The organism is Streptomyces sp. NPDC016309, assembly GCF_043077235.1.
Classification (GTDB): Bacteria; Actinomycetota; Actinomycetes; order Streptomycetales; family Streptomycetaceae; genus Streptomyces.
On record NZ_JBIBSG010000002.1, the window covers coordinates 300,321 to 321,433 of the forward strand.

The window sequence follows — 21,113 nt, forward strand, 5'->3', positions numbered from 1 at the left end:
GGCCCGGCCGACGAAGGAGACCTGCAACAGTGGGCGAACACACAGACGTAGGACAGGCCGAGCGGGCCGTACGGACCGAGCAGGCCGTACGGACCGAACCGGCCGGGCAGGCCGTAGGGACCGACCCGGCCATGGGCACCGACCGGGCCGAATGGACCGTTCCGGCCGGGGCGCCGGTGGGCGTCGTCGGCGCGGGCACCATGGGGGTCGGCGTGGCGCAGTGCTTCGCCGAAGCCGGCCACCCGGTGGTCGTCGTCGACAACGACCCGGCGGCGCTGGCCGCGGGCCCGGCCCGGCTCCGCGCCGGGATCAGGACGGCCGCGCTGCTGCGCCGGGGGTCCCGGCCGGCCGGGGCGGCCGCGCCCGCGTCCCGCACCGAGTCCCTCGTCACCTGGTCCGCCGAACTCACCGACATGGCGGCCGCCCTCCTGGTGGTGGAGTGCGCCCGGGAGGACGAGGAGGTCAAGGAGGGGATCCTCCGCGAACTGGACGGGATCTGCGGGGCCGAGGCGATCTTCGCGTCCAACACCTCCTGCATCCCGGTCGCTCGCCTCGGGTCCTTCACCACCCGGCCCGACCGGGTCATCGGCACCCACTTCATGAACCCCGCACCGCTCAAGGACGCGGTGGAGGTGATCCGCGCCCCGCGGACCAGCGCCACGACCGTGGAGCGGACCAAGGGCTTCCTCGCCCGCGTCGGGAAGCACGCCCTCGTGGTGCGTGACGCCCCCGGCTTCGTCACGAACCGGGTGCTGATGCTGACGCTCAACGAGGCGGCCCGCGTGCTGGACGAGGGAACCGCCGACGCCGAAACCGTGGACCGCGTCTTCCAGGACTGCTTCGGCCACCCCATGGGGCCGTTGCGCACGGCCGACCTCATCGGCCTCGACACCATCGCCGACTCGCTGGAGGTGCTGCGCCGGCACACCGGCGAGGACCGCTTCCGGCCCTGCTCCCTGCTGGCCCGCCTCGTCGCCGAGGGCAACGTGGGACGCAAGTCGGGCAGGGGCTTCTACTCGTACGCGCCGTCGCACCCCGTCACGGCGGGAGGCACCCACCATGGCTGACCGCCCGGACGCGCCCACGAACGTGCCCGCCGCCGGACGGGACGCCCGGAGTGCCGTGGTCCCGCACTCCGGTACGGATCCCGCCGCCCCCGGCGGTCACGTCGCCCAGCTCGTGGAGATCCACGGCGACCTGGACCTCACCACGCTGGGCACGGCGGTCGCCCAGGTCGTGGCCGAGACGACCGCACCGCGGGTACACCCCGCCGGCCGGGGACCGGACGGGCCGCCCGCCCCGGAGCCCCCGGCCGGCATGCCGCTGCCCGTGGTGGACCTGAGCACGGAGGCGGACCCGCGCGGTGCCGCCGACGCGTGGACCCGCGCGGCGACCGAGCGGGCGGCGGACCCGGCACCGGGCGGCGAGGACACGGCTCGGCCCTGGTCCGCCCAGGCGTTGCTGCGGCTCGGCCCGGACCGCCACCACTGGTTCCACCAGCACCCCCGGGCCGCCGTCGACCGCTTCGGCTGCGCGCTGATCACCCGCCGGGTCTCCGAGGTGTACACGGCGCTCGCCGGGGGCCGCCCGGCCACCGACGGCGCCCTCGTCACCCGGGCCCGGCCGGCCCCGGTGGCTGCCGTACCCGCCGTACCCGCCGGGCAGGAGGCCGACCGCTCCCACCGGCCCCGGCGGTACGACGTCCTCCCCGACCCCGTGACCTGCGCGTCCGCTCCCGTCCCGGACGCCGGGCGATCGCGCGTCCCTGTCGACTCCCGCCCGGTGACGCTCGGCACCACCGACACCGCGCGCGTACGTGCCGTCGCCCGCCACGGCGGTGTGCCGGTACGGGCGGTGCTCCGCGCCGCCGTGGCCGCCTACGCCCACCGGCTGAGCGGCACCACGGACGTCGTGCTCGGCATACCGGTGGACGGCCGGCCGACCCGGGCGAGCCGGCGTGTCCCGGACGCGAGCGAACACATCGTGCCGCTCACGCAGGCGGTGCGGTCCACCACCACCTTCGCCGAACTCGTCCAGGACGTGGCCCGCGGTGCGCGCGAGGCCGCCAGGAACCGGCGACCGGGCCACCAGGCGTCGTCCCACGAGACCGGAGCGCCGGACGAACGGACCCGGCCGTTCGGGACGATCGCCGACGTCCGCACCCCCGGCACCTCCGTGCGGTTCGGCGACCTGTCCGTGGTGGTCCACGACCTGGTGCCCGAGCCCGTCCACGACATCCGTGTCTTCATCGACGCCGACCCCGCGGACCAGCGGCCGCGGGTCCACCTCAGCGGTGCGGCGGACCGCTGTACCGTCGCCGAACTCGACGCTCACGCACGTCGCTTCACGCGTCTGTTGTCGCTCGCCGTGGCGTTCCCCGAGCAGCCGCTCGGCACCCTGGACCTGCCAGTGGCGGACGCGGGAACGGCCGCTCCCTCCCGCACGGGCGGTGCGAGCTCCGGAACATCCCGCCGTACCCTCACCGGCCTGCTGGAGAGCGCCGCCCGGCACCATTCCGACGCGGTCGCCGTCGTCGCCGCCGACGGCACGCTCACCCACGCGGAACTCCACGGCCGCGCCAACCGGCTGGCCAGGCTCCTGCTCGACCGGGGTGCCGGGCCGGAGTCGGTCGTCGGCCTGCTGCTCCCCAGAGACGTCGGGGCCGTCGTGGCCATGCTCGCGGTGCTGAAGACCGGCGCCGCGTACCTGCCGCTCGACCCCCGCTACCCGGCCGAGCGCCTCCGCTTCATGGTCGAGGACGCGGCACCCGCCTGTGTGCTGACCGACACCGCGACCGGCGCGTACCTCGCGGACGTCGTGAGCGGGCCGGCCACGACCGTCCGGCTCGACGACCCGGCGGTGCTGCGGGAGCTGGAGCGGATCCCGTCCACGGCGCCCTCCGACGCCGACCGCCCCGAACCGCTGCGGCCCTCGCACCCCGCGTACGTCCTCTACACCTCGGGCTCCACCGGTACGCCCAAGGGCGTCGTGGTACCCCACCGCGGTGCGGTCGCGCTGGTGGACCGGGCGGCAGCCGAGTTCGGCATCGGGCCGTCGGCCCATGTGCTGGCGGCGAGCCCCTTCGGCTTCGACGTGTCGGTGGCCGAGGTGTTCCCCGCGCTGGCGGGCGGCGGTCGCGTCGAGCTGGTCGACAGCCTCCTGTCGCTGCTCGACGGCGACCCGCCGCGCTGGTCCGGCGGTCTGCTGTGCGCCATCCCTTCGGTGTTCTCCCGGCTGACCGGAACCGGAGGCCTCGATCTGTCGGCCACCACGCTCGTGATGACCGGTGAGGCGCTCCCCGCGACGCTCGCCGAGCGGATCCGCGAGACCATGCCCGCGACCCGGGTGCTCAACGCGTACGGGCCGACCGAAGCCACGGTGTTCGCGACCGTGGCGACGGTCCAGGCCGCGGCTCCGGCCGGCGACGGTCCCGTACCGGAGGGCGCGCCCCCGATCGGGCGGCCGCTGGACCACGTACGCGCCTACGTGCTCGACGGCTCGCTCCGCCCCGTGCGGTCCGGCCGCCGGGGCGAGTTGTACCTGGCGGGGGACGGCCTCGCCCGGGGGTACCTGCGCCGGGCCGGGCTGACCGCGGAGCGCTTCGTCGCCGACCCCTTCGGCCCGCCCGGCGAGCGGATGTACCGGACCGGTGATCTGGCCCGGTGGCGTCCCGACGGGCAGCTCGACTTCCTCGGCCGTGCTGACGCCCAGGTCAAGGTCAACGGCTTCCGCGTCGAACCCGGCGAGGTGGAGGCGGTGCTCGCCCGGCACCCGGCCGTCACCGACGTCATGGCCTGTGTCCGGAGGGGGACGAGTGGCGACGCCCGGCTCGTGGCCTACCTGGTGCCCGCGGAGGGAGCCCGCGTTCCCGGCCGCCGGGCGCTGCGGGAGTGGGCGGCCGAGAGGCTGCCGGCGCATCTGGTCCCGGCCGAGCTGAAGGCCGCCTCCGCGCTGCCCCGTACGGGCAGCGGCAAGCTCGACCGCGACAAGCCGCCGACGGGCGTACGGCCGCTGGAGGCCGACCCGCCGACCGCCGACGGAGCACGCGAGGAGCGGGGAGCACGCGAGGAGCAAGCGGCACAGGAGGAGCACGGGGCACGCGAGGAGCAAGCGGCGTGGGAGGAGCACGTGGCACGGGCGTTCCGCGCGGTGCTGCGACTCCCGGCAGCCGCCGCCGTCGACGCCGATGCCGACTTCTTCGACCTGGGCGGGGACAGCCTCCTGTCGATCCAATTGCTGAGCCGGCTGCGCCGGACGGGCCTCGTCCTCACCCCCCAGGACGTCCTCGAACACAAGACGGTCGGAGCACTGGCCCGGATCGCCCGCGCGACCGCCCCCGGCGGTCCGCCCCCCTCGCCGGGGGCGGAGGACGGCACCGCCCGTAACAGATGGGGCGGCGTCCAGCGGACGTCCGACGGCGACACGGGAGTCCTGTTGCCGCTGCGGGAGTCGGGCGACGAGGCGCCGCTGTTCTGCGTGCACGCGGCGGCGGGCTTCTCCTGGAGCTACGCGGGGCTCACCACACCGCTCGGCGCCGGCCGGCCGGTGTACGGCCTCCAGGCCCGGGGCCTGGACGGCACGGAGGCCATGCCGACGTCCCTGCGGGAAATGGCGGCGGACTACCTGGACCATGTCAGGTCCGTCCAGCCCACGGGTCCGTACCACCTGCTCGGCTGGTCCTTCGGGGGAGTGGTCGCCCACGAGATGGCGGTACAACTGGAGGAGAGCGGCGAGTCGGTGCGGACACTGGCGATCCTGGACGCCTACCCCATGGGCGCGGACGACCCCGACGCCGCGACCCCGGCCTCTGCCCCGTCGTCCTCGGCTCCGGCCGCGACCTCGGCCTCGTCCTCCGCCCGGTCCGCGCCGGGTCCGGTCGTCGGCCGGGACGTCCTCGGGCTGCTCCTGCAATTCTTCGGCTACGACCCGTCCCTGTGGGCGGGCGAAGCGCTGACGTACCCGCGGCTGCTGGAGATCGCCCGCGCGGAGGAGGGGCTGCTGGCCTCGTTCGACGAGCGGCGGATCGCCGCCCTGGCGCGGATCATCACCAACAACGCGCGGATCACGCTGCTGCACGAGCCCCGCCCGTTCGCCGGGAACACGGTGATGTTCACCTCGCGGGACCACCCGCCCGAGACCGTGCTCGACCTGTGGCGCCCGCTGGTCAAGGGGTCGCTCGAGGTCCTGCCGGTCGATCGCACGCACATGGAGATGGGACGCGCCGACGGGCTCGCCGACGTCGGCCGCGTCCTCGTCGAACGGTGGGCCTCCGAGGCACACGGAAGGGGTCGGTGAACACGCCGTGAGGTACGAGCCGGAACACGCGCACCCGGCGGATCGTCCGTCGATGCCGCTCACCACCATGCAGCAGGGGATCTGGTTGTCGCAGCAGCTCGCGGCCCCGGTCCGGTACCAGCTGGCCAGCGCGTTCGAGGTCGCCGGGGACCTCGACCCCGGGCTGTACGAGGCGGCCTTCCGGCTCGCCGTGGCGGAGACCGAGCCGTTCACGTCCCGGTTCGCCGTCACGGCCGCCGGGGAACCCAGGCAGTGGACCGGCCCCCTTCCCGACTGGCACATACCGGTCGTCGATCTCCGGCGGGAGCCCGCGCCGATGGCCGCCGCGCTGGCCTGGATGGGGGCGGACGTGGCCCGCCCGCTGGACCTGGAGAACGGACCCGTCTTCAGGACCGCGTTCCTGCGCCTCGCCGAGGACCGGGTCTGCTGGTACCTGCTCGTCCACCACCTGGTGGTGGACGGCTTCGGACTGGCGCTGTTCGCCCGGCGGCTCGGCCGGATCTACGCGGCGCTGGAGCGCGGGGCGTCCCCGGAGCCCGGCCACCAGGTGCCGCTGGACACCCTGCTCGACGCCGAGCGCGCCTACCGCACAACGCCCGACTTCGAGGCCGACCGGGCGTTCTGGACGGCGCGGATGGCCGGCTGGCCGGGAGCCGTCCGGCCGGGTTCGGCCGGGCCGGGTGCGGCGGGCCTCGACGTACCCGGTGGGACGGGCGCCGGCCGGACGGGCGGGGCACCGGTGCGCGGTGAGCGCCGGATGCCCGACGCGCGGGTGGCCGCCCTCCGCGCCCGCGCACGCGAACTCGACGTCCCCTGGACGGCGCTGGCGACCACGTCGGCCGTCCTGCTGGAGCACGCCCGCAGCGGCGGGGGCGACGAGGTCGTCCTGGGGTTCCCGGTCGCCGGCCGGACCCCCAGGACGGCGGGTGCCGTCACCGGCGCGGCGTCGAACGTGCTCCCGCTACGGGTACCCGTCGACCTGCGCCGGCCGGGCGCCGAACTGGTCCGCACCGTCGACGAGGCGATCACCCTCGCCCTCGACCACCAGCGTTACCGGTACGAGGACATCCGCCGCGACCTCGGTTTCACCGGGTCCGCGCAGGCTCCCTACCGGTTGACCGCCAACATCGTCCCCTTCAGCTTCGGCCGCGACTTCGCCGGACGGCCGATGACCCTCCGGCAGCTCAACACCGGTGTGGTGGAGGACCTCTCGGTCATGATCAGACCGGAACGCGGCCGGGCCGGCCTGATGGTGGAGGTGCACGCCGAGGCCGGGCGGTACGAGCCCGAGGAGGTCGCCGCCGAGGCCGACCGCTGCGTACGCCTGCTCGACCAGTTGGTCGACGACCCCCGGCGCCCCGTCGGCGAACTGGACCTGCTGGCGCCGGAGGAGCGCGAGGTGCTCGTCCCGCGCGCCGGCACGCCCGCGCCCGCCTCGCCCCGGACCCTGCCCGAGCTGTTCGAGCGCTGGGCCGCGCGTACTCCGCACGCCCCGGCGGTCGGTCACGGCGACCGGCGGCTGACGTACGCCGAGCTCAACGCGCGCGCCAACCGGCTGGCCAGGACGCTGGTCCGGCGCGGCGCGGGACCCGAGACCACCGTCGCCGTCCTGCTTCCCCGCTCCGTGGACCTGATCACCGCGATCCTGGCCGTCTCCAAGACCGGCGCGGCCTACCTCCCGCTCGACACCGGCTGGCCGCCGGAGCATACGGAGCGGATCCTCGCCGACGCCCGGCCGGTGTGCGTCCTGTCCGGGACGGACCCGGCGGAAACCGCCCCGGCCGCACCCCCGTCGGCGACGAGCGACGCGGACACCGGCACCGACGCGGACCAGTCCGCCGCCGACCGGATCGATGCCGACCTGACCGACGCGGACCGCACCGGGCCGCTGACGCCCGACCACGCGGCGTACGTCATCTACACCTCGGGCTCCACCGGCCGTCCCAAAGGCGTGGTGGTTCCGCACCGGGGCCCGGTGGCCCTGCTGGAAGCGGCAGCCACCGAGTTCGGACTCCGGCCCGACGACACCTGGACGATGTTCCACTCCTGTGCCTTCGACTTCTCCGTGTGGGAGATGTGGGGCGCCCTCGCCCACGGCGGCCGGCTGGTGATCGTCCCCCGCGAGGTGAGCCGCAACCCCCGCGCCTTCCTCGACCTGCTCGTACGGGAGCGGGTGACCCTGCTCAGCCAGACGCCCTCCGCGTTCCGGTCGCTGGACCAGGCCGACGCCGAAGAGCCGGAGCGCGGCCGCGAACTGGCCCTGCGCCGGGTCGTCTTCTGCGGTGAGGCACTGGCCCCCGCCGTCGTGCGTTCCTGGTACGGGCGGCACCGGGACTCCGGGCCCGTCCTGGTCAACACGTACGGCATCACCGAGACCTCGGTCCTCTCCACCCGGCTCGCCCTGGACCCCGACCACGGCACGGCGCGGGCCGTCCCGATCGGCACGGCCGTCGCCGGCACCCGGCTGTACGTGCTCGACGGCCGGCTGCGCCCGGTACCCCCCGGGGTGGCCGGTGAGCTGTACGTCGCGGGCTCCGGGGTGGCCAGGGGATACCTGCACCGCCCCGCCCTGACGGCGCAGCGCTTCGTGGCCGACCCCTTCGGCCCCGCCGGGTCCCGGCTGTACCGCTCGGGCGACCTCGTACGCGCCCGTCGGGACGGCTCACTGGAGTACCTCGCCAGGGCGGACGACCAGGTCAAGATCCGTGGCTTCCGGGTCGAGCCGGCCGAGATCGAGGCGGCGCTGCTGGCCGCCCCCGGCGTGGCGGGCGGCGCCGTACTGGCGACGGCCGGCGGGCCGCGGGACCGGGCCCGCACGGAGGCGGACGGGGGCCCGGGAGCCGACGGGGCCGCGCGGTTGGTGGCGTACGTCGTGCTCACCCGCGACGCGGCGGCCGACGACCCCGGGCCGGCTCTCGCCCGGCTGCGGGAATGGCTGCGCGGGCGGCTTCCGGCGCATCTCGTCCCGTCCCTGTTCGTCCCGCTCGACAAGCTGCCGCTCACCCCCAACGGGAAGCTGGACCGGGCGGCGCTCCCTTCCCCGGACGCCCGCGCGCACACGCCCTCCCGCGCCCCGGCAACGCCGCTGGAAGCCGAACTGGCTGGGTTCTTCGCCGACCTGCTCGCGGTGGAGCGGGTGGGCGCCGACGACGACTTCTTCGACCTCGGGGGCGACAGCCTGCGGGCGACCCGGCTGGTCAGCACGGTGCGCCGGGCCGGCCTCGGCACCCGGGCGGAGCTGGACGTCAGGGACGTCTTCGCCCACCCGACCGTCGCGGCGCTCGCCGCCCACCTCGGCGACCCGGCTCGCCCGGGCGGCACCTCCGCCGCGCCGGCGGCCCGGCCCGTCCCTCGCGTCCCGCGCGCCGAGGACCGCGGCGCCGAGCCGGTCCCGCTCTCCTCCGGCCAACGGCGCTTCTGGTTCCTGCACAGGCTCGCGGGCCCCGACAGCACCTACAACGTCCCCCTGGTGCTGCGCTGGGACGGCGAACCGGACCAGGAGGCGCTCCGGGCCGCCCTCGGCGACCTCACGGCCCGGCACGAAACCCTGCGCACCCTCGTCCGGCAGCGGGACGGCCAGGCGGTCCAGCACATCCTGCCCGTCACCGCCGCCCGCCCGGCACTCACGGTGGAACCCGTCACCCCGGACCGGCTGCCGGACGCGCTGGACGCCGCCGCCGGCCGTCCCTTCCAACTGGAGAGCGAGCTCCCGCTGCGCGCGGTCCTCTTCACCACCGGGACCCCGCACGGGCAGACGCTGCTCCTGCTGCTCCACCACATCGCCTGCGACCGCGCCTCGCTGCGGCGGCTGCTGGACGACCTCGGCACCGCGTACCGGGCCCGCGTCCACGGTGCCGCGCCGGACTGGGCGCCGTTGCCCGTCCAGTACGCCGACTACACCCTGTGGCAGCGCGAACTGCTCGGCACCGACGCCGAGCCCAGCGCCCTGCGCACCGGCCAGCTCGCCCACTGGGACAAGGCCCTGGCCGGCCTGCCGGAACGCATCGCGCTGCCCGCCGACCGTACGGAGCGGGCACCGGCCGGGCGCCCTGTCCACGGCGCCGGCGACACGGTGGCCTTCACCGTTCCCGCGGACGTGCACGGGCGGCTCCTGGAGCTGGCCGTGCACGAACAGGCCAGCCTCTTCCTGGTGGCGCACGCCGCACTGGCCGCGCTCCTCACCCGCCTCGGCGCGGGTACGGACATCCCGATCGGCACGGCGGTCTCCGACCGCGCGGACGCGGAACTCGACGGCCTCGTCGGCTTCTTCGTGAACACGCTCGTCCTGCGCACCGACACCTCGGGAGGCCCGACCTTCCGTGAGCTGCTCGGCCGGGTCGTACGGGCCGACCTGGACGCCTTCGCCCACCAGGACGTGCCCTTCGACCTGGTGGTGGAGGCGCAGGGCCCCCGGCGGGCGGCGAGCGGCCGGGCCGTGTTCGGCCGCCCCCTGTTCCAGGTGATGCTGGTGCTCGCACCGTCCCTCCCCGAACGGCTGGAGCTGCCGGGCGCGTCCGCCACGGTGGAGCTGGTCGGCAGGGGTTCGGCCGGGTTCGACCTGACCTTCGGCCTGTTCGAGCGACGGGACGCCGACGGCACCTGCCACGGCCTCGAAGGAGTCGTCGAGTACCGCACCGAGCTGTTCGACCGCTCCACCGCCGAGGACCTCCGCACCCGCTTCACCCGGCTGCTGCGTGCCGTCGCCACCACCCCGGACGTCCCGGTCGACGACATCGACCTGTCGGGCCCCTAGACCTCCGGCACAACAGTCCCAAGGGCTGAGCCGCAATCTGGCCCGTGTATGGCCCGGAACTGCTGGTCAGGACTGGGATACGGGTGGGATGAACTGGAAGAGGAGGGGTATTTCGACGCCTCCCCCATGGGAAGGTTCGAGCGCTCCAAGAAGGCGCCTGACGGGTGAAAGCCCAGGTCAGGCGCCTTCTCTCGTGCCTCTAGAAGAAGCCGATCCTCTTCGGCGAGTACGAGACCAGGAGGTTCTTCGTCTGCTGGTAGTGGTCCAGCATCATCTTGTGCGTCTCCCGGCCGATGCCCGACTGCTTGTAGCCGCCGAACGCGGCGTGGGCGGGGTAGGCGTGGTAGCAGTTCGTCCAGACCCGGCCCGCCTGGATGGCGCGTCCGGCGCGGTAGGCGGTGGTGATGTCGCGGGTCCAGACGCCGGCGCCGAGGCCGTAGAGCGTGTCGTTGGCCTGGGCGACGGCGTCGTCGAAGTCGGTGAAGGACGTGACCGCGACGACGGGGCCGAAGATCTCCTCCTGGAAGACCCGCATGCGGTTGTCGCCCTCGAAGACGGTCGGCTCGACGTAATAGCCGCCCGCCAGCTCACCGTCGTACTCGAGGCGCCGGCCACCGGTGAGGATCTTGGCGCCTTCCTGCTGGCCGATGTCGAGGTACGAGAGGATCTTGCGGAGCTGGTCGTGCGAGGCCTGGGCACCGATCATGGTGGCCGTGTCCAGGGGATGGCCCGGGACGATGCGCTCGGTGCGGGCCACGGCCGCCTCCAGGAACTCGCCGTAGTGGCCGCTCTGGACCAGCGCGCGCGACGGGCACGTGCACACCTCGCCCTGGTTCAGGGCGAACATGGTGAAGCCCTCCAGGGCCTTGTCACGGAAGTCGTCGTCCGCGGCCCACACGTCGTCGAAGAAGATGTTCGGCGACTTGCCGCCCAGCTCCAGGGTGACCGGTGTGATGTTCTCCGAGGCGTACTGCATGATCAGCCGCCCCGTGGTCGTCTCGCCCGTGAAGGCGATCTTGGCGACGCGGGGGCTGGAGGCGAGCGGCTTGCCGGCCTCCGTGCCGTAGCCGTTGACGATGTTCACCACGCCGGGCGGGAGCAGGTCCGCGATCAGGCCCATCAGGACGTGGATGGACGCCGGGGTCTGCTCGGCCGGCTTCAGGACGACCGCGTTGCCCGCGGCCAGCGCCGGCGCCAGTTTCCAGACCGCCATCAGCAGCGGGAAGTTCCACGGGATGATCTGCGCCACCACCCCGAGCGGCTCGTGGAAGTGGTACGCGACGGTGTCCTCGTCCACCTCGCTCAGCGAGCCCTCCTGGGCGCGCAACGCGCCCGCGAAGTAGCGGAAGTGATCGATGGCGAGCGGCAGGTCGGCGGCCAGGGTCTCCCGGACCGGTTTGCCGTTCTCCCAGCTCTCCGCGACGGCCAGCCGCTCCAGGTTCGCCTCCATCCGGTCGGCGATCCGCAGCAGCACGCCCGCCCGCTCGGCCGGGGCGGTCCGGCCCCACGCGGGCGCGGCCGCGTGCGCCGCGTCCAGGGCGGCCTCGACGTCCTCGGCGGTGCCGCGGGCGATCTCGGTGAAGGGGCGGCCGTTGACGGGGCTCGGGTTCTCGAAGTACCGGCCGCGCGCGGGCGGCACGTAAGCGCCGCCGATCCAGTGGTCGTAGCGGGACTCGTACGAGACGATCGAGCCCTCACTGCCGGGCGCTGCGTAACGGGTCATGTGCGGAAGGCCTCCCTGGTGCGGCACCGCCGTCCGGTGCTCGCGGCGAGGCTAGGGACGCGGACGTTGCAACCGGGTTGCGCCGGCGCCGAGTTCCGCGTCCAGGGCCGTCAGGCGCGCCCGTACGGGGGCGAGGAGCGCCGCCGGCGCGCACGCCGCCAGGGACCGCCACACCTCCAGGTCGTCCTCGCCCCACGCGCTGTGCGCCCAGTCGGCGAGCAGCGCCGGGTCACCGCGCGCGATCAGCGCGGCACGCAGGTCCCCGGCCAGCCGCTCCCGCGCCCGCCGCACCGCCGGCGCGCACGAACCGGGCAGCAAGGGCCCGGCGTACCCGCCCAGCGCCGCGGCGACCGCACCGGACCCGAGCTTGCGCCGCACCGCCCCGAAGTCCGTGTCGACCGGCACCGCCAGCCGGTACGGGCGCGACCGCAGCACCCCGGGACCCAGTAGGCCCCGCAACCGGCTCAGTTCGGCCCGCAGGGTGACCGGGGTGACCGACTCGTCCTCGTACAGCGCCGCCAGCAGCTCCTCCCCGCCCAGACCCCCCGGATGGTGGGCGAGCACCACCAGGATCTCGCTGTGCCGGCGACTCAGGCGCGTCCGCCGCCCGCCCGCCACCAGCACCGCCTCGTCCCTGCCCAGCGCCGACAGCCACCCACGGTCCCCGGCCGCCGGAGCCGGCCCCAGGAGGGCCAGGTGGGACTCCGCGGCCCGGGCCACCGCCTGGACGAACGCCAGGCTGTGCGGGTGCGCCAGCCGGTCGCCGCCCGTGATGTCCACCGCCCCCAGCAGCCGCCCGGTGCGCGGATCGTGCACCGGCGCCGCCGCGCACGTCCAGGCCTGCACCGGCCGCCGGAAGTGCTCGGCGGTGAACACCTGGACCGGCCGGTCGACCGCGATCGCCGTACCGGGGGCGTTCGTGCCCGCCGCCGACTCGGCCCACCGCGCGCCCGCCACGAAGTTCATCCGGTCGGCCCGGCGCAGCGTCGCCGGATGCCCCTCGACCCACAGGAGCCGCCCGTGCGCGTCGCAGACGGCGACCAGGTGCTCCCCGTCGCTCGCGTACGCGCCCATCAACTCCCGTACCACCGGCATCACCGCTGCCAGCGGATGACCGTCCCGGTGAGCGGCCAGCTCGTCCTCGTCCAGTTCCACGCACGCCGCGCCGTCCGGGCACACCCGGGCGCGCGCCGAGCGCCGCCACGAGTCGGCCACCACCGGCCGGACCGGCCCCTCCGGCCGGCCGCCCGCCGTGAACGCCTCGTGCGCGCGGTGCAGCGCCCGCGCCCGCTCCGCCGGATCGGCGTCCCGCTCCAAGGCCACCCATGGGTCGTTCACACGGCCCTCCCCATCGAGGTCTCCCGCTGCCGCCGCTGCCGCTGTGGCTGCCGCCGCTGACGTCCGCGCCCGGGCCATCGTCGTCGCGCGGGCCGGACTCCACAAGGGCGGGCGCGACGGGGCACCCGGGGGGCGATGGGGAACGGTCCCGTAGAGTGGTGGCGGGCCGTGACTGGCGCTTGGGTGGAGTACCACCGGGGAGCGGCCCGGCGGACCGACGCCACTGCCGCGCGCCTGGGCGATCCACTGACGACCGCTCAGGAGCCCGCATGTCCACCACTCCCGCCACCGCCCGCCTCATGGACGGCAGCGGCCTCGCCCGCCGCCTCGTCGAGGAGACCGCCGCCCGCGCCGCCGACCTCACCCGGCGCACCGGCACCCGGCCGTGCCTCGCCACCGTCCTGGTCGGCGCCGACCCCGCCTCCGTGACGTACGTGAAGATGAAGCGGGCCCGCTGCGAGAAGGCCGGCATCCGTTCCCGCCACGTCGAGCTGCCCGCCACCACGACCACCGCCGAACTGGTGGCCACGCTCGAAAACCTGTCGAACGACCCCGAGGTGCACGGCATCCTGCTCCAGCACCCGGTCGGCCCCGGCATCGACGAGCGGGCGGCGTTCGAGGCGATCGCCCCCGAGAAGGACGTCGACGGCGTGACCTTCAGCTCCTTCGCGACGATGAGCTTCGGCCTGCCCGGGTTCGTCTCCTGCACGCCGGGCGGCATCATGCGGCTGCTCGACGCGTACGGCGTCGACCCGGCCGGCAAGCGCGCGGTCGTGGTCGGCCGCAGCGCCATCCTCGGCAAGCCCGCCGGCATGCTGCTGCTGGCGCGGAACGCCACGGTCACCTACTGCCACTCGCACACGGCCGACCTGTCCGCGGCCGTACGTGAGGCCGACATCCTGGTCGCCGCGGTCGGGCGGCCCCGCTTCATCAAGGGCGAGGACATCAAGCCCGGCGCGGTCGTCATCGACGCGGGCTACAACCCCGGCAACGTGGGTGACGTCGACTTCGAGACCGCCGCCACCCGCGCGAGCCTGATCAACCCCGTGCCCGGCGGCGTCGGCCCGATGACCATCGCGGTGCTGCTCGCCCAGACGGTGGACGCGGCGGAGCGCGGGCTCTCCCGCTGACCGGGGGCGGGGCGCAGCGGGCGTGGCGTGGCGTAGGTGGGGCCGAGGCGTGCGGGCGGGGGCCGGGGCGTGCCACCTGGGCGTCCGACCGGAGCCCCGGCGGATCCGTGCCGGGGCCCCTGCGCACGCCCCGGGCGCCCACACCCGGCGCCCGGTCGGGCGCCCGGAGCGGGGCGCCAACGGTACGGACGGCCGGAGCGACCGTCCTAGGCGTCGGTTTCCGGGGTGACCGCCAGGACGCTCGCCAGGGCGGCGGCCGGATCGGGATCGGGCGGCCCGGCGGGTACCCAGGCCTGGTCCGGCTCCTCGCGGTACGGCCACCAGCGGCCGTCGCCGTCCAGCCGGAGCTGCGCGCCCGCGCCGGTCACCGTCCAGCACCCGGGGCGGTCCGCCCGCAACGGGGGACGCTCGCCGTCCTCCCAGGCAGCGGCGAGCCGCGCCTCGGCCCGCGCCAGCAGCTCCGGACCGGGCTCCGGGTGCGCCTCCAGCACGGCCAGCCCCTCGGCGCCGCCCAGCCGCCACGCGCGCGTGGCCACGTCCAGGCCTGCCCGGCGACGGCCGGTCCCCGAGGCGAGCCGCTCCAGGGCGGCCGCTCCCCAGGCGGCGGAGGCGGCCAGCCGGACGGCGTCCTGTTCCGCCGTCAGCACGGCCTCCGGGAGCCGGTCCTCGTGCCCCGGCGACAGCGCGTCGGCCAGCATCCGGTGCGCCCGGGCCGCCGCGTCGGCCGCCAGGGCCTCCAGCGCCGCCGGGTCGACACCCGGCCCGGGCCCGGCCTCGGTGTCCAGCGACGGCGGCTCCCCGGGTGACTCCGGCAGCGGGGGCGGCGCGGGCAGTGGCGGGAGGATGTCCCGCGCGGCGAACGCCTCGTCCGCCCGTACCCCCGGGACACCGTCCCCGGCCGGTTCCTCCCCGTCCCCGGTGACCGGGCCTCCCGCCGGAGCCCGGCGGCCCGCCAGGGCGGAGCCGCGTGCCTGCACCTCGTCGAGCAGCCGCCGCTCCCCACGGCCCCGCACCAGCAGCAGCACGAAGGGGTCCTCGTCCAGCAGCCGCGCCACCTGGTAGCTCAGCGCCGCCGTGTGCGGACAGTGGTCCCAGGCGTCACAGGTGCAGGCGGGCTCCAGGTCGCCTATCCCGGGCAGCAGTTCGATGCCGGCCGCCGCCGCGTCCTCCACCAGGTCCGGAGGCATGTCCCGGTCCAGGAGGGCGGCCAGGTGGCCGGCCCGGTCCGCGGCCATGTCCAGGAACCGGTCCCACTCCTCATCGGTCAGCTCCCGCAGCAGCACGTCCCCGCGCTGTGCCGTACCGTCGGGGTCCCGCACCACGGCGGTGATCCGTCCGGGACGGACCGACACGGCGCCCACCGCGCCGTCCCGCGCCCCTTTGCGGCCCTTTTTGAGCTGCTGGGCGTCGAGCGCCGTGTCCTCCAGGGCCTTGAGCCACGCGAGCCCCCACCAGGTCCGGGCGAAACCCCGGCCCCGGGCGGGCGGCAGCGCCGCGAACGTACGCTCGTCATCACCGTCGCGGCTCATCGCCCGCTCCCTCGCAGTTCCACCAGCTCCGCCAGTTCGGCGTCGGTCAGTTCGGTCAGTCCGGTCAGGGCGCCGTCCTCGCCGGAGCCGAGCACGGAGTCGGCCAGCTCCCTCTTGCGCGCCAGCATGGCCGCGATGCGGTCCTCGACGGTGCCCTCCGCGATCAGCCGGTGCACCTGCACGGGCTGGGTCTGCCCGATGCGGTACGCCCGGTCCGTCGCCTGGGCCTCGACCGCCGGGTTCCACCAGCGGTCGTAGTGCACGACGTGACCCGCGCGGGTGAGGTTGAGCCCGGTGCCCGCCGCCTTCAACGACAGCAGGAAGACCGGCACTTCACCCGCCTGGAACCGGTTCACCAGCGCCTCCCGCTCCGCCACCGGGGTCCCGCCGTGCAGGAAGCCGGTGCGTACGCCCCGGGCCGCCAGGTGCCGCTCCAGCAGTCTGGCCATGCCCACGTACTGGGTGAACACCAGCACGCTCGCGCCCTCGGCCAGGATGGTGTCGAGCAGCTCGTCCAGCAGCTCCAGCTTCCCGGAGCGGCCGGAGGTCGTCGGCCGTTCCTCCTTGAGGTACTGCGCCGGATGGTTGCAGATCTGTTTGAGCGCCGTGAGCAGGGCGAGCACCAGGCCCCGGCGTTCCATGCCGCCGGCCGCCGCGACGGCCTCCAGGGTCTCGCGGACGACCGCCTCGTAGAGGCCCGCCTGCTCAGGCGTGAGGGACACCGTACGGTCGGTCTCCGTCTTGGGCGGCAGCTCCGGGGCGATCCCGGGATCCGATTTGCGGCGCCGCAGCAGGAACGGCCCCACCAGCGCCGCCAGTCGCCGCGCGGCGGCCGGGTCGGCGCCGCCCTCCACGGCACGGGCGTACCGGCTGCGGAAGGTCCCCAGGGGGCCGAGGAGCCCCGGGGTGGTCCAGTCGAGGACGGCCCACAGCTCGGAGAGGTTGTTCTCCACCGGGGTGCCGGTCAGGGCGACCCGTGCCTTGGCGCCGATGGTACGGAGCTGCCGGGCGGTGGCCGAGTAGGGGTTCTTCACGTGCTGGGCCTCGTCGGCGACGACCATGCCCCAGCGCACCGCCGCGAGCGCGGCCGTGTCGAGTCGCATGGTGCCGTACGTGGTCAGGACGAACTCGCCGTCCGTCAGGCCCTCCAGGTCCCGGCCGGAGCCGTGGAAGCGGCGTACCGGGGTGCCCGGTGCGAACCTCTCCACCTCGCGCTGCCAGTTGCCCATCAGGGACGTCGGGCAGACGACCAGCGTGGGTCCCGCGGCGGACGCGTCGGTCTGCCGGTGCAGGTGCAGCGAGATGAGGGTGATCGTCTTGCCCAGGCCCATGTCGTCGGCGAGACAGGCGCCGAGACCCAGCGAGGTCATCCGGTGCAGCCAGTTCAGCCCGCGCAGCTGGTAGTCGCGCAGGGTCGCGGCGAGCGCGGCGGGCTGCCCGATCTCCTGCCGGTCCGCCCCCCGGCGGCCCTCGGGGTCGGCGAGCCGGTCGCGCAGCGCCCGAAGCCACCCGGACGGCCGGACGTCGACCTGGCGCCCGTCCACCTCCGCCGTGCCGGTCAGTACGGCGCCGAGCGCGTCGATCGGGGTGACCTTGCGGTCGCGGTGCTCGCGGGCGCGGCGGGCCTCATCCGGGTCGATCAGCACCCACTGGTCCCGCAGCCGCACCACGGGCCGTCCGGCCTCGGCGAGCCGGTCCAGCTCGGCGCGGGTCAGTTCCTGGCCACCCAGGGCGAAGCGCCAGTCGAAGGCGAGGAGGGCGTCGGCGGACAGGAAGGACGGCAGGCCGGAACGGCCCTCGTCGGACGCGGGTCCGCCCGGAGGGCCGATGACGGCGCTCGAGGTCAGCGTGCGCGCCAGCAGCCTGGGCCAGTGCACCTGGACGCCGGTGGCGGCCAGCGCCCGCGTGGCACCGCCCAGCAGTTCGGTGACCTCCTCGTCGGCCAGCTCGATCGCGTCGGGCACCGGGGCGGACAGCAGCGGCGCGAGCGCCGGCCAGGCCCGCGCGGCGCGGCGCAGCGCGAGCAGCGCGTCCAGCCGGGCGCGCGGAGTGAACCCGCCGGCCGCGCCGGACCACACGTCGGCGGCGTCGGCGACGAGCGCCGGGTCGTCGGCGCGGTGCAACTGGAGGACGGCGCGGAAGTCCGGCGTACCGCCGTCGTCGAGTCCGCGCGCCTCCACGCGCAACGACAGCCGTACGCCCGCGTCGTGACCGGCCGCCACGTCCGCCGCCCACGCGCGCCGTTCCGGCACCCGCTGTGGCTCGCTCGCCGCGAAGGCCGGCCCACCCACGGCGAGCGGGGCCGCCGGGGTACGGGGCAGCACGTCGGCGACCGCGTCCAGGAAGCACCGCAACAGCCGCTCCGGATCCGGCAGCAGGACCGTGCCGTCCGCCGCCCGGCCCGCGGGCACCGCGTGGGCGCCCGGCGGCATCGAGGCGGCGAGCGTACGCATCCGCTCCAGGTCCTCCGCGCCGAGGGGGCCAACCCGCCACGCGTCGTGGTCAGTGCCGGTGACGCCGGGCAACAGCAGGCCCCGGGACGTCAGTTGGAGGGCCAGGAGGGAGGCGGCGCCCCAGAACGCGACCTCGGGTGACGCGTCCGCGACGCGCCCCGCGCGGGTGAGCAGCGGCAGGGCCTCCGCCACGGGCAGCACCAGGGCGCGGACGGGGATGGCCAGGGCGTCCGGTGCCACGACGGTCAACTCCCGCACGCCGTACGGGCCCGGAGCGGTGACGGGGGCGGACCCTGCGGGGGCCTCGGGGGCACCTGGGGCACCTGGGGCATCGGGGGCGGCGTCGGAGCCGGGGGAGGGGGCGGCGCCGGAGGCCCGGCCGGTGGGGCCGCCCAGGGCCGACGGTTCGTCATCGGCCGGGTCCCAGAACGCCACACGTCCCAGACGAGGCGGATCGGCGGCAAGGAAGACGGCGGAGCAGCGGGCGAGCAGGGGTACGCCGGGAGTCGTATACGGCATTGCTTCGGGAAGCTTGGGCACAGCGCTGACGCATTCCTCAAATTTGACTAGCGGGGAGTCGAAGCGCCGAGGGTACCTGATGAACACCGTGCAACGGCCGGGGAAGTGCCGTGACATAGCCCACTCCGCGGCCGGGGTGCAGGCAGCACCACCCCCGTACCCTGGGAAGCCCCACCCCACGTCCGGGTGGTGGTGCCATGGCTCTGAGCGGCCGCTCATCCGTACGTTCATCAGGTCGGCGCGCCTCCGCGCACAGACCTCACCAGACCCGGAGAAGCCATGCCACAGGCCCCCTCTGCCCTGACCCTCCCCGCCCCTCCTCCCTCCGCCGCCGAACGTCCCGTCCGCCCGGCGGGCGCGCGGCGCGGGTCCGGCAGCGAGTTCGGCCCGCTCCTCCGCACCATCAAGGACCAGGGCCTGCTGGAGCGGCGCACCGGGTGGTACGCCTCGGGCATCACGCTGAACCTGCTCGCCCTGACGGCGGTCGCGGTCGCCCTGGTGCTCTTCGGGCACTCCTGGTGGTCCCTGCTGCTCGCCGTCCCGCTGGCCGTGTTCTCCGCCCGGGCGGCCTTCTTCGGCCACGACGCGGGGCACGCGCAGATCAGCGCCGACCGGGGCAGGAACCGCCTGATCCAGCTCGTACACGCCAATCTGCTGCTCGGTATGAGCCAGGAGTGGTGGAACGACAAGCACAACCGGCACCACGCCCATCCGAACCACGAGGAGAAGGACCCGGACGTCGCCCCGGACGTCCTGGTCTTCAACCAGCACCAGGCGGTCGGGCGCACGGGCTTCCGTAGCTGGCTGACCCGGCACCAGGCCTGGCTGTTCTTCCCGCTGACCACGCTCGAAGGCCTCGCCCTGAAGGTGTACGGCTTCCAGGCCCTGTTCTCCAAGCACGGACCGCACCGGACGCCACGCGCGCGCCTCGTCGAGGGCGTCCTGCTGTTCGCCCATGTCGCCGGTTACGCGGCCCTGCTCCTCGCCACCATGTCACCGGGCCGGGCCCTCGTCTTCGCCCTCGTCCACCAGATGCTGCTCGGTCTGCACCTCGGCATGGCCTTCGCCCCCAACCACAAGGGCATGGAGGTCCCCGACCCGGACGCCGAGCCGTGGGGCCACCTCCGCCGCCAGGTGCTCACCTCACGCAACATCCGCGGCGGAGCCGTCACCGACTGGATGCTCGGTGGCCTGAACTACCAGGTGGAACACCACCTCTTCCCGAGCATGCCGCGCCCCCACCTGCGGCTCGCACAGCCTGCGGTGCGCGCCCACTGCCGCTCGCTGGGCATCCCGTACACGGAGACCGGGCTGGTCGACTCCTACCGCCAGGCGCTGGGGCACCTGCACCGGGTCGGCGACCCGCTGCGTACGGCCTGACGGGTGGAAGCCGGAACCGACCGGCCCGCCCACGCGTTCACGGAACACGGGAGCGGCCGACGCCGCCCGCGAAGGAGGAGCGCATGTCGACCAGAACGAAGATCGTCATCGGAGGCGTGGCCGTGGGCCTCCTCCTCTGGCCGCTGATCGGCTTCTGGCTGTCGCTGCTGGTGCTGATCGGCGTCCCCGCTGTCGCCTACCTGGCACTGGATCCGGGCCAGCGGCGCCGGCTGCGCCGGGTGAGCCGCAAGGAGCTCGGCCGCTGACGGCACCGCGTCCGGCACCGGATGCGGCGCGCGCCGGAGTCCGGAGGGGCCGGGGGTTCCGGACGGACCGCTCAGAGGTGATCATGGATCATCGTCACCGGACGCCGGTGACGGCCGGTACCGGCACGACACAGGGGGCCCAGGATGAGCGGGACGGTCACAGCGGTCAGCAGCAACGGCGCGTACACGTTCACCAAACCGAACCGGCCGGACATCACCCTGCTGGCCGGACTCGGAGTGGAGGGGGACGTGCACGCGGGCGTCACGGTCAAGCACCGCTCGCGCATGGCTCAGGACCCCACGCAGCCCAACCTCCGCCAGGTCCACCTCATCCATGAGGAGCTGTTCGAGGAAGTGGCCGGCGAGGGCTTCACCGTCCGCCCCGGCGACCTCGGCGAGAACATCACCACCCGTGGCATCGACCTGCTCGGCCTGCCGACCGGCACCCTGCTGCGCATAGGCGCGGAAGCGGTCGTCGAGGTCACCGGACTGCGCAACCCCTGCCTCCAGATCGACGCCTTCCAGGACGGGCTCCTCAAGCAGGTCGTCGGACGCGACGAGACGGGTGCCGTCGTCCGCAAGGCCGGGATCATGGGCATCGTGCGGACCGGAGGACCCGTACGGCCGGGTGATGCGGTCGAGATCGAGCTGCCGGACGGTCCGCACCGCCCTCTCGAACGGGTCTGAGCGGCGGGATCCCGGGTACCCGCCCGGCCGGAAAGCCGGA

General features: G+C 74.9%; 11 protein-coding genes and 1 riboswitch. Of the genes, 7 read left to right on the forward strand and 4 right to left on the reverse strand.

The window, feature by feature from the left end:
* Positions 1-29: 29 nt before the first annotated feature.
* From ACF068_RS05920 to ACF068_RS05930, 3 genes are read left to right on the forward strand one after another with little or no spacing between them, the layout of a single operon-like run.
* Entirely contained in the window at positions 30-1,067 is a 1,038-nt protein-coding gene (locus ACF068_RS05920) for a 3-hydroxyacyl-CoA dehydrogenase family protein (protein ID WP_392272920.1), read from the forward strand.
* Positions 1,060-5,295 (forward strand): amino acid adenylation domain-containing protein, encoded by a 4,236-nt coding sequence (locus ACF068_RS05925; RefSeq protein ID WP_392272921.1) that lies wholly within the window; start codon positions 1,060-1,062, stop codon positions 5,293-5,295. The genes ACF068_RS05920 and ACF068_RS05925 overlap by 8 nt, the downstream gene beginning before the upstream one ends.
* A gap of 52 nt (positions 5,296-5,347) precedes the next feature.
* Complete coding sequence (locus ACF068_RS05930) at positions 5,348-10,048, forward strand: amino acid adenylation domain-containing protein (RefSeq protein ID WP_392272922.1); 4,701 nt, start codon at positions 5,348-5,350, stop codon at positions 10,046-10,048.
* Positions 10,049-10,247: 199 nt separating this feature from the next.
* Here the strand turns inward: ACF068_RS05930 and ACF068_RS05935 are convergent, their stop codons facing one another.
* A complete protein-coding gene (locus ACF068_RS05935) occupies positions 10,248-11,771 on the reverse strand; it encodes an aldehyde dehydrogenase family protein (RefSeq protein ID WP_392272923.1) in 1,524 nt (507 codons plus the stop codon).
* Positions 11,772-11,822: 51 nt separating this feature from the next.
* Positions 11,823-13,109, reverse strand: a complete 1,287-nt coding sequence (locus tag ACF068_RS05940) for a GAF domain-containing protein (RefSeq protein WP_392272924.1) — start codon at positions 13,107-13,109, stop codon at positions 11,823-11,825.
* 158 nt (positions 13,110-13,267) lie between these two features.
* Positions 13,268-13,356: riboswitch (ZMP/ZTP riboswitch) on the forward strand.
* Between the two features lie 22 nt (positions 13,357-13,378).
* Here ACF068_RS05940 and ACF068_RS05945 point away from each other — a divergent pair.
* Positions 13,379-14,239: a bifunctional 5,10-methylenetetrahydrofolate dehydrogenase/5,10-methenyltetrahydrofolate cyclohydrolase gene (locus tag ACF068_RS05945; RefSeq protein WP_392272925.1), complete on the forward strand. Its 861-nt coding sequence runs from the start codon at positions 13,379-13,381 to the stop codon at positions 14,237-14,239.
* A gap of 206 nt (positions 14,240-14,445) precedes the next feature.
* Here ACF068_RS05945 and ACF068_RS05950 read toward each other — a convergent pair whose 3' ends face one another.
* Positions 14,446-15,768, reverse strand: a complete 1,323-nt coding sequence (locus ACF068_RS05950; protein ID WP_392272926.1) for an SWF or SNF family helicase — start codon at positions 15,766-15,768, stop codon at positions 14,446-14,448.
* Positions 15,765-18,740 carry an SNF2-related protein gene (locus ACF068_RS05955; protein ID WP_392272927.1) on the reverse strand — a complete coding sequence of 992 codons (2,976 nt, stop codon included), beginning with the start codon at positions 18,738-18,740 and terminating at the stop codon, positions 15,765-15,767. Before ACF068_RS05955 ends, ACF068_RS05950 begins: the two co-directional genes overlap by 4 nt.
* A 279-nt stretch (positions 18,741-19,019) precedes the next feature.
* On the opposite strand from ACF068_RS05955, the gene ACF068_RS05960 reads away from it, so the two are divergent.
* The 3 genes from ACF068_RS05960 (at position 19,020) to ACF068_RS05970 (ending at position 21,073) form a co-directional block, all read left to right on the forward strand.
* Positions 19,020-20,120: a fatty acid desaturase family protein gene (locus ACF068_RS05960; protein ID WP_392272928.1), complete on the forward strand. Its 1,101-nt coding sequence runs from the start codon at positions 19,020-19,022 to the stop codon at positions 20,118-20,120.
* An 83-nt stretch (positions 20,121-20,203) separates the two neighbouring features.
* Positions 20,204-20,386 carry a hypothetical protein gene (locus tag ACF068_RS05965; protein WP_392272929.1) on the forward strand — a complete coding sequence of 61 codons (183 nt, stop codon included), beginning with the start codon at positions 20,204-20,206 and terminating at the stop codon, positions 20,384-20,386.
* Between the two features lie 144 nt (positions 20,387-20,530).
* A complete protein-coding gene (locus ACF068_RS05970; protein ID WP_392272930.1) occupies positions 20,531-21,073 on the forward strand; it encodes an MOSC domain-containing protein in 543 nt (180 codons plus the stop codon).
* The last annotated feature ends 40 nt before the right edge of the window (positions 21,074-21,113 follow it).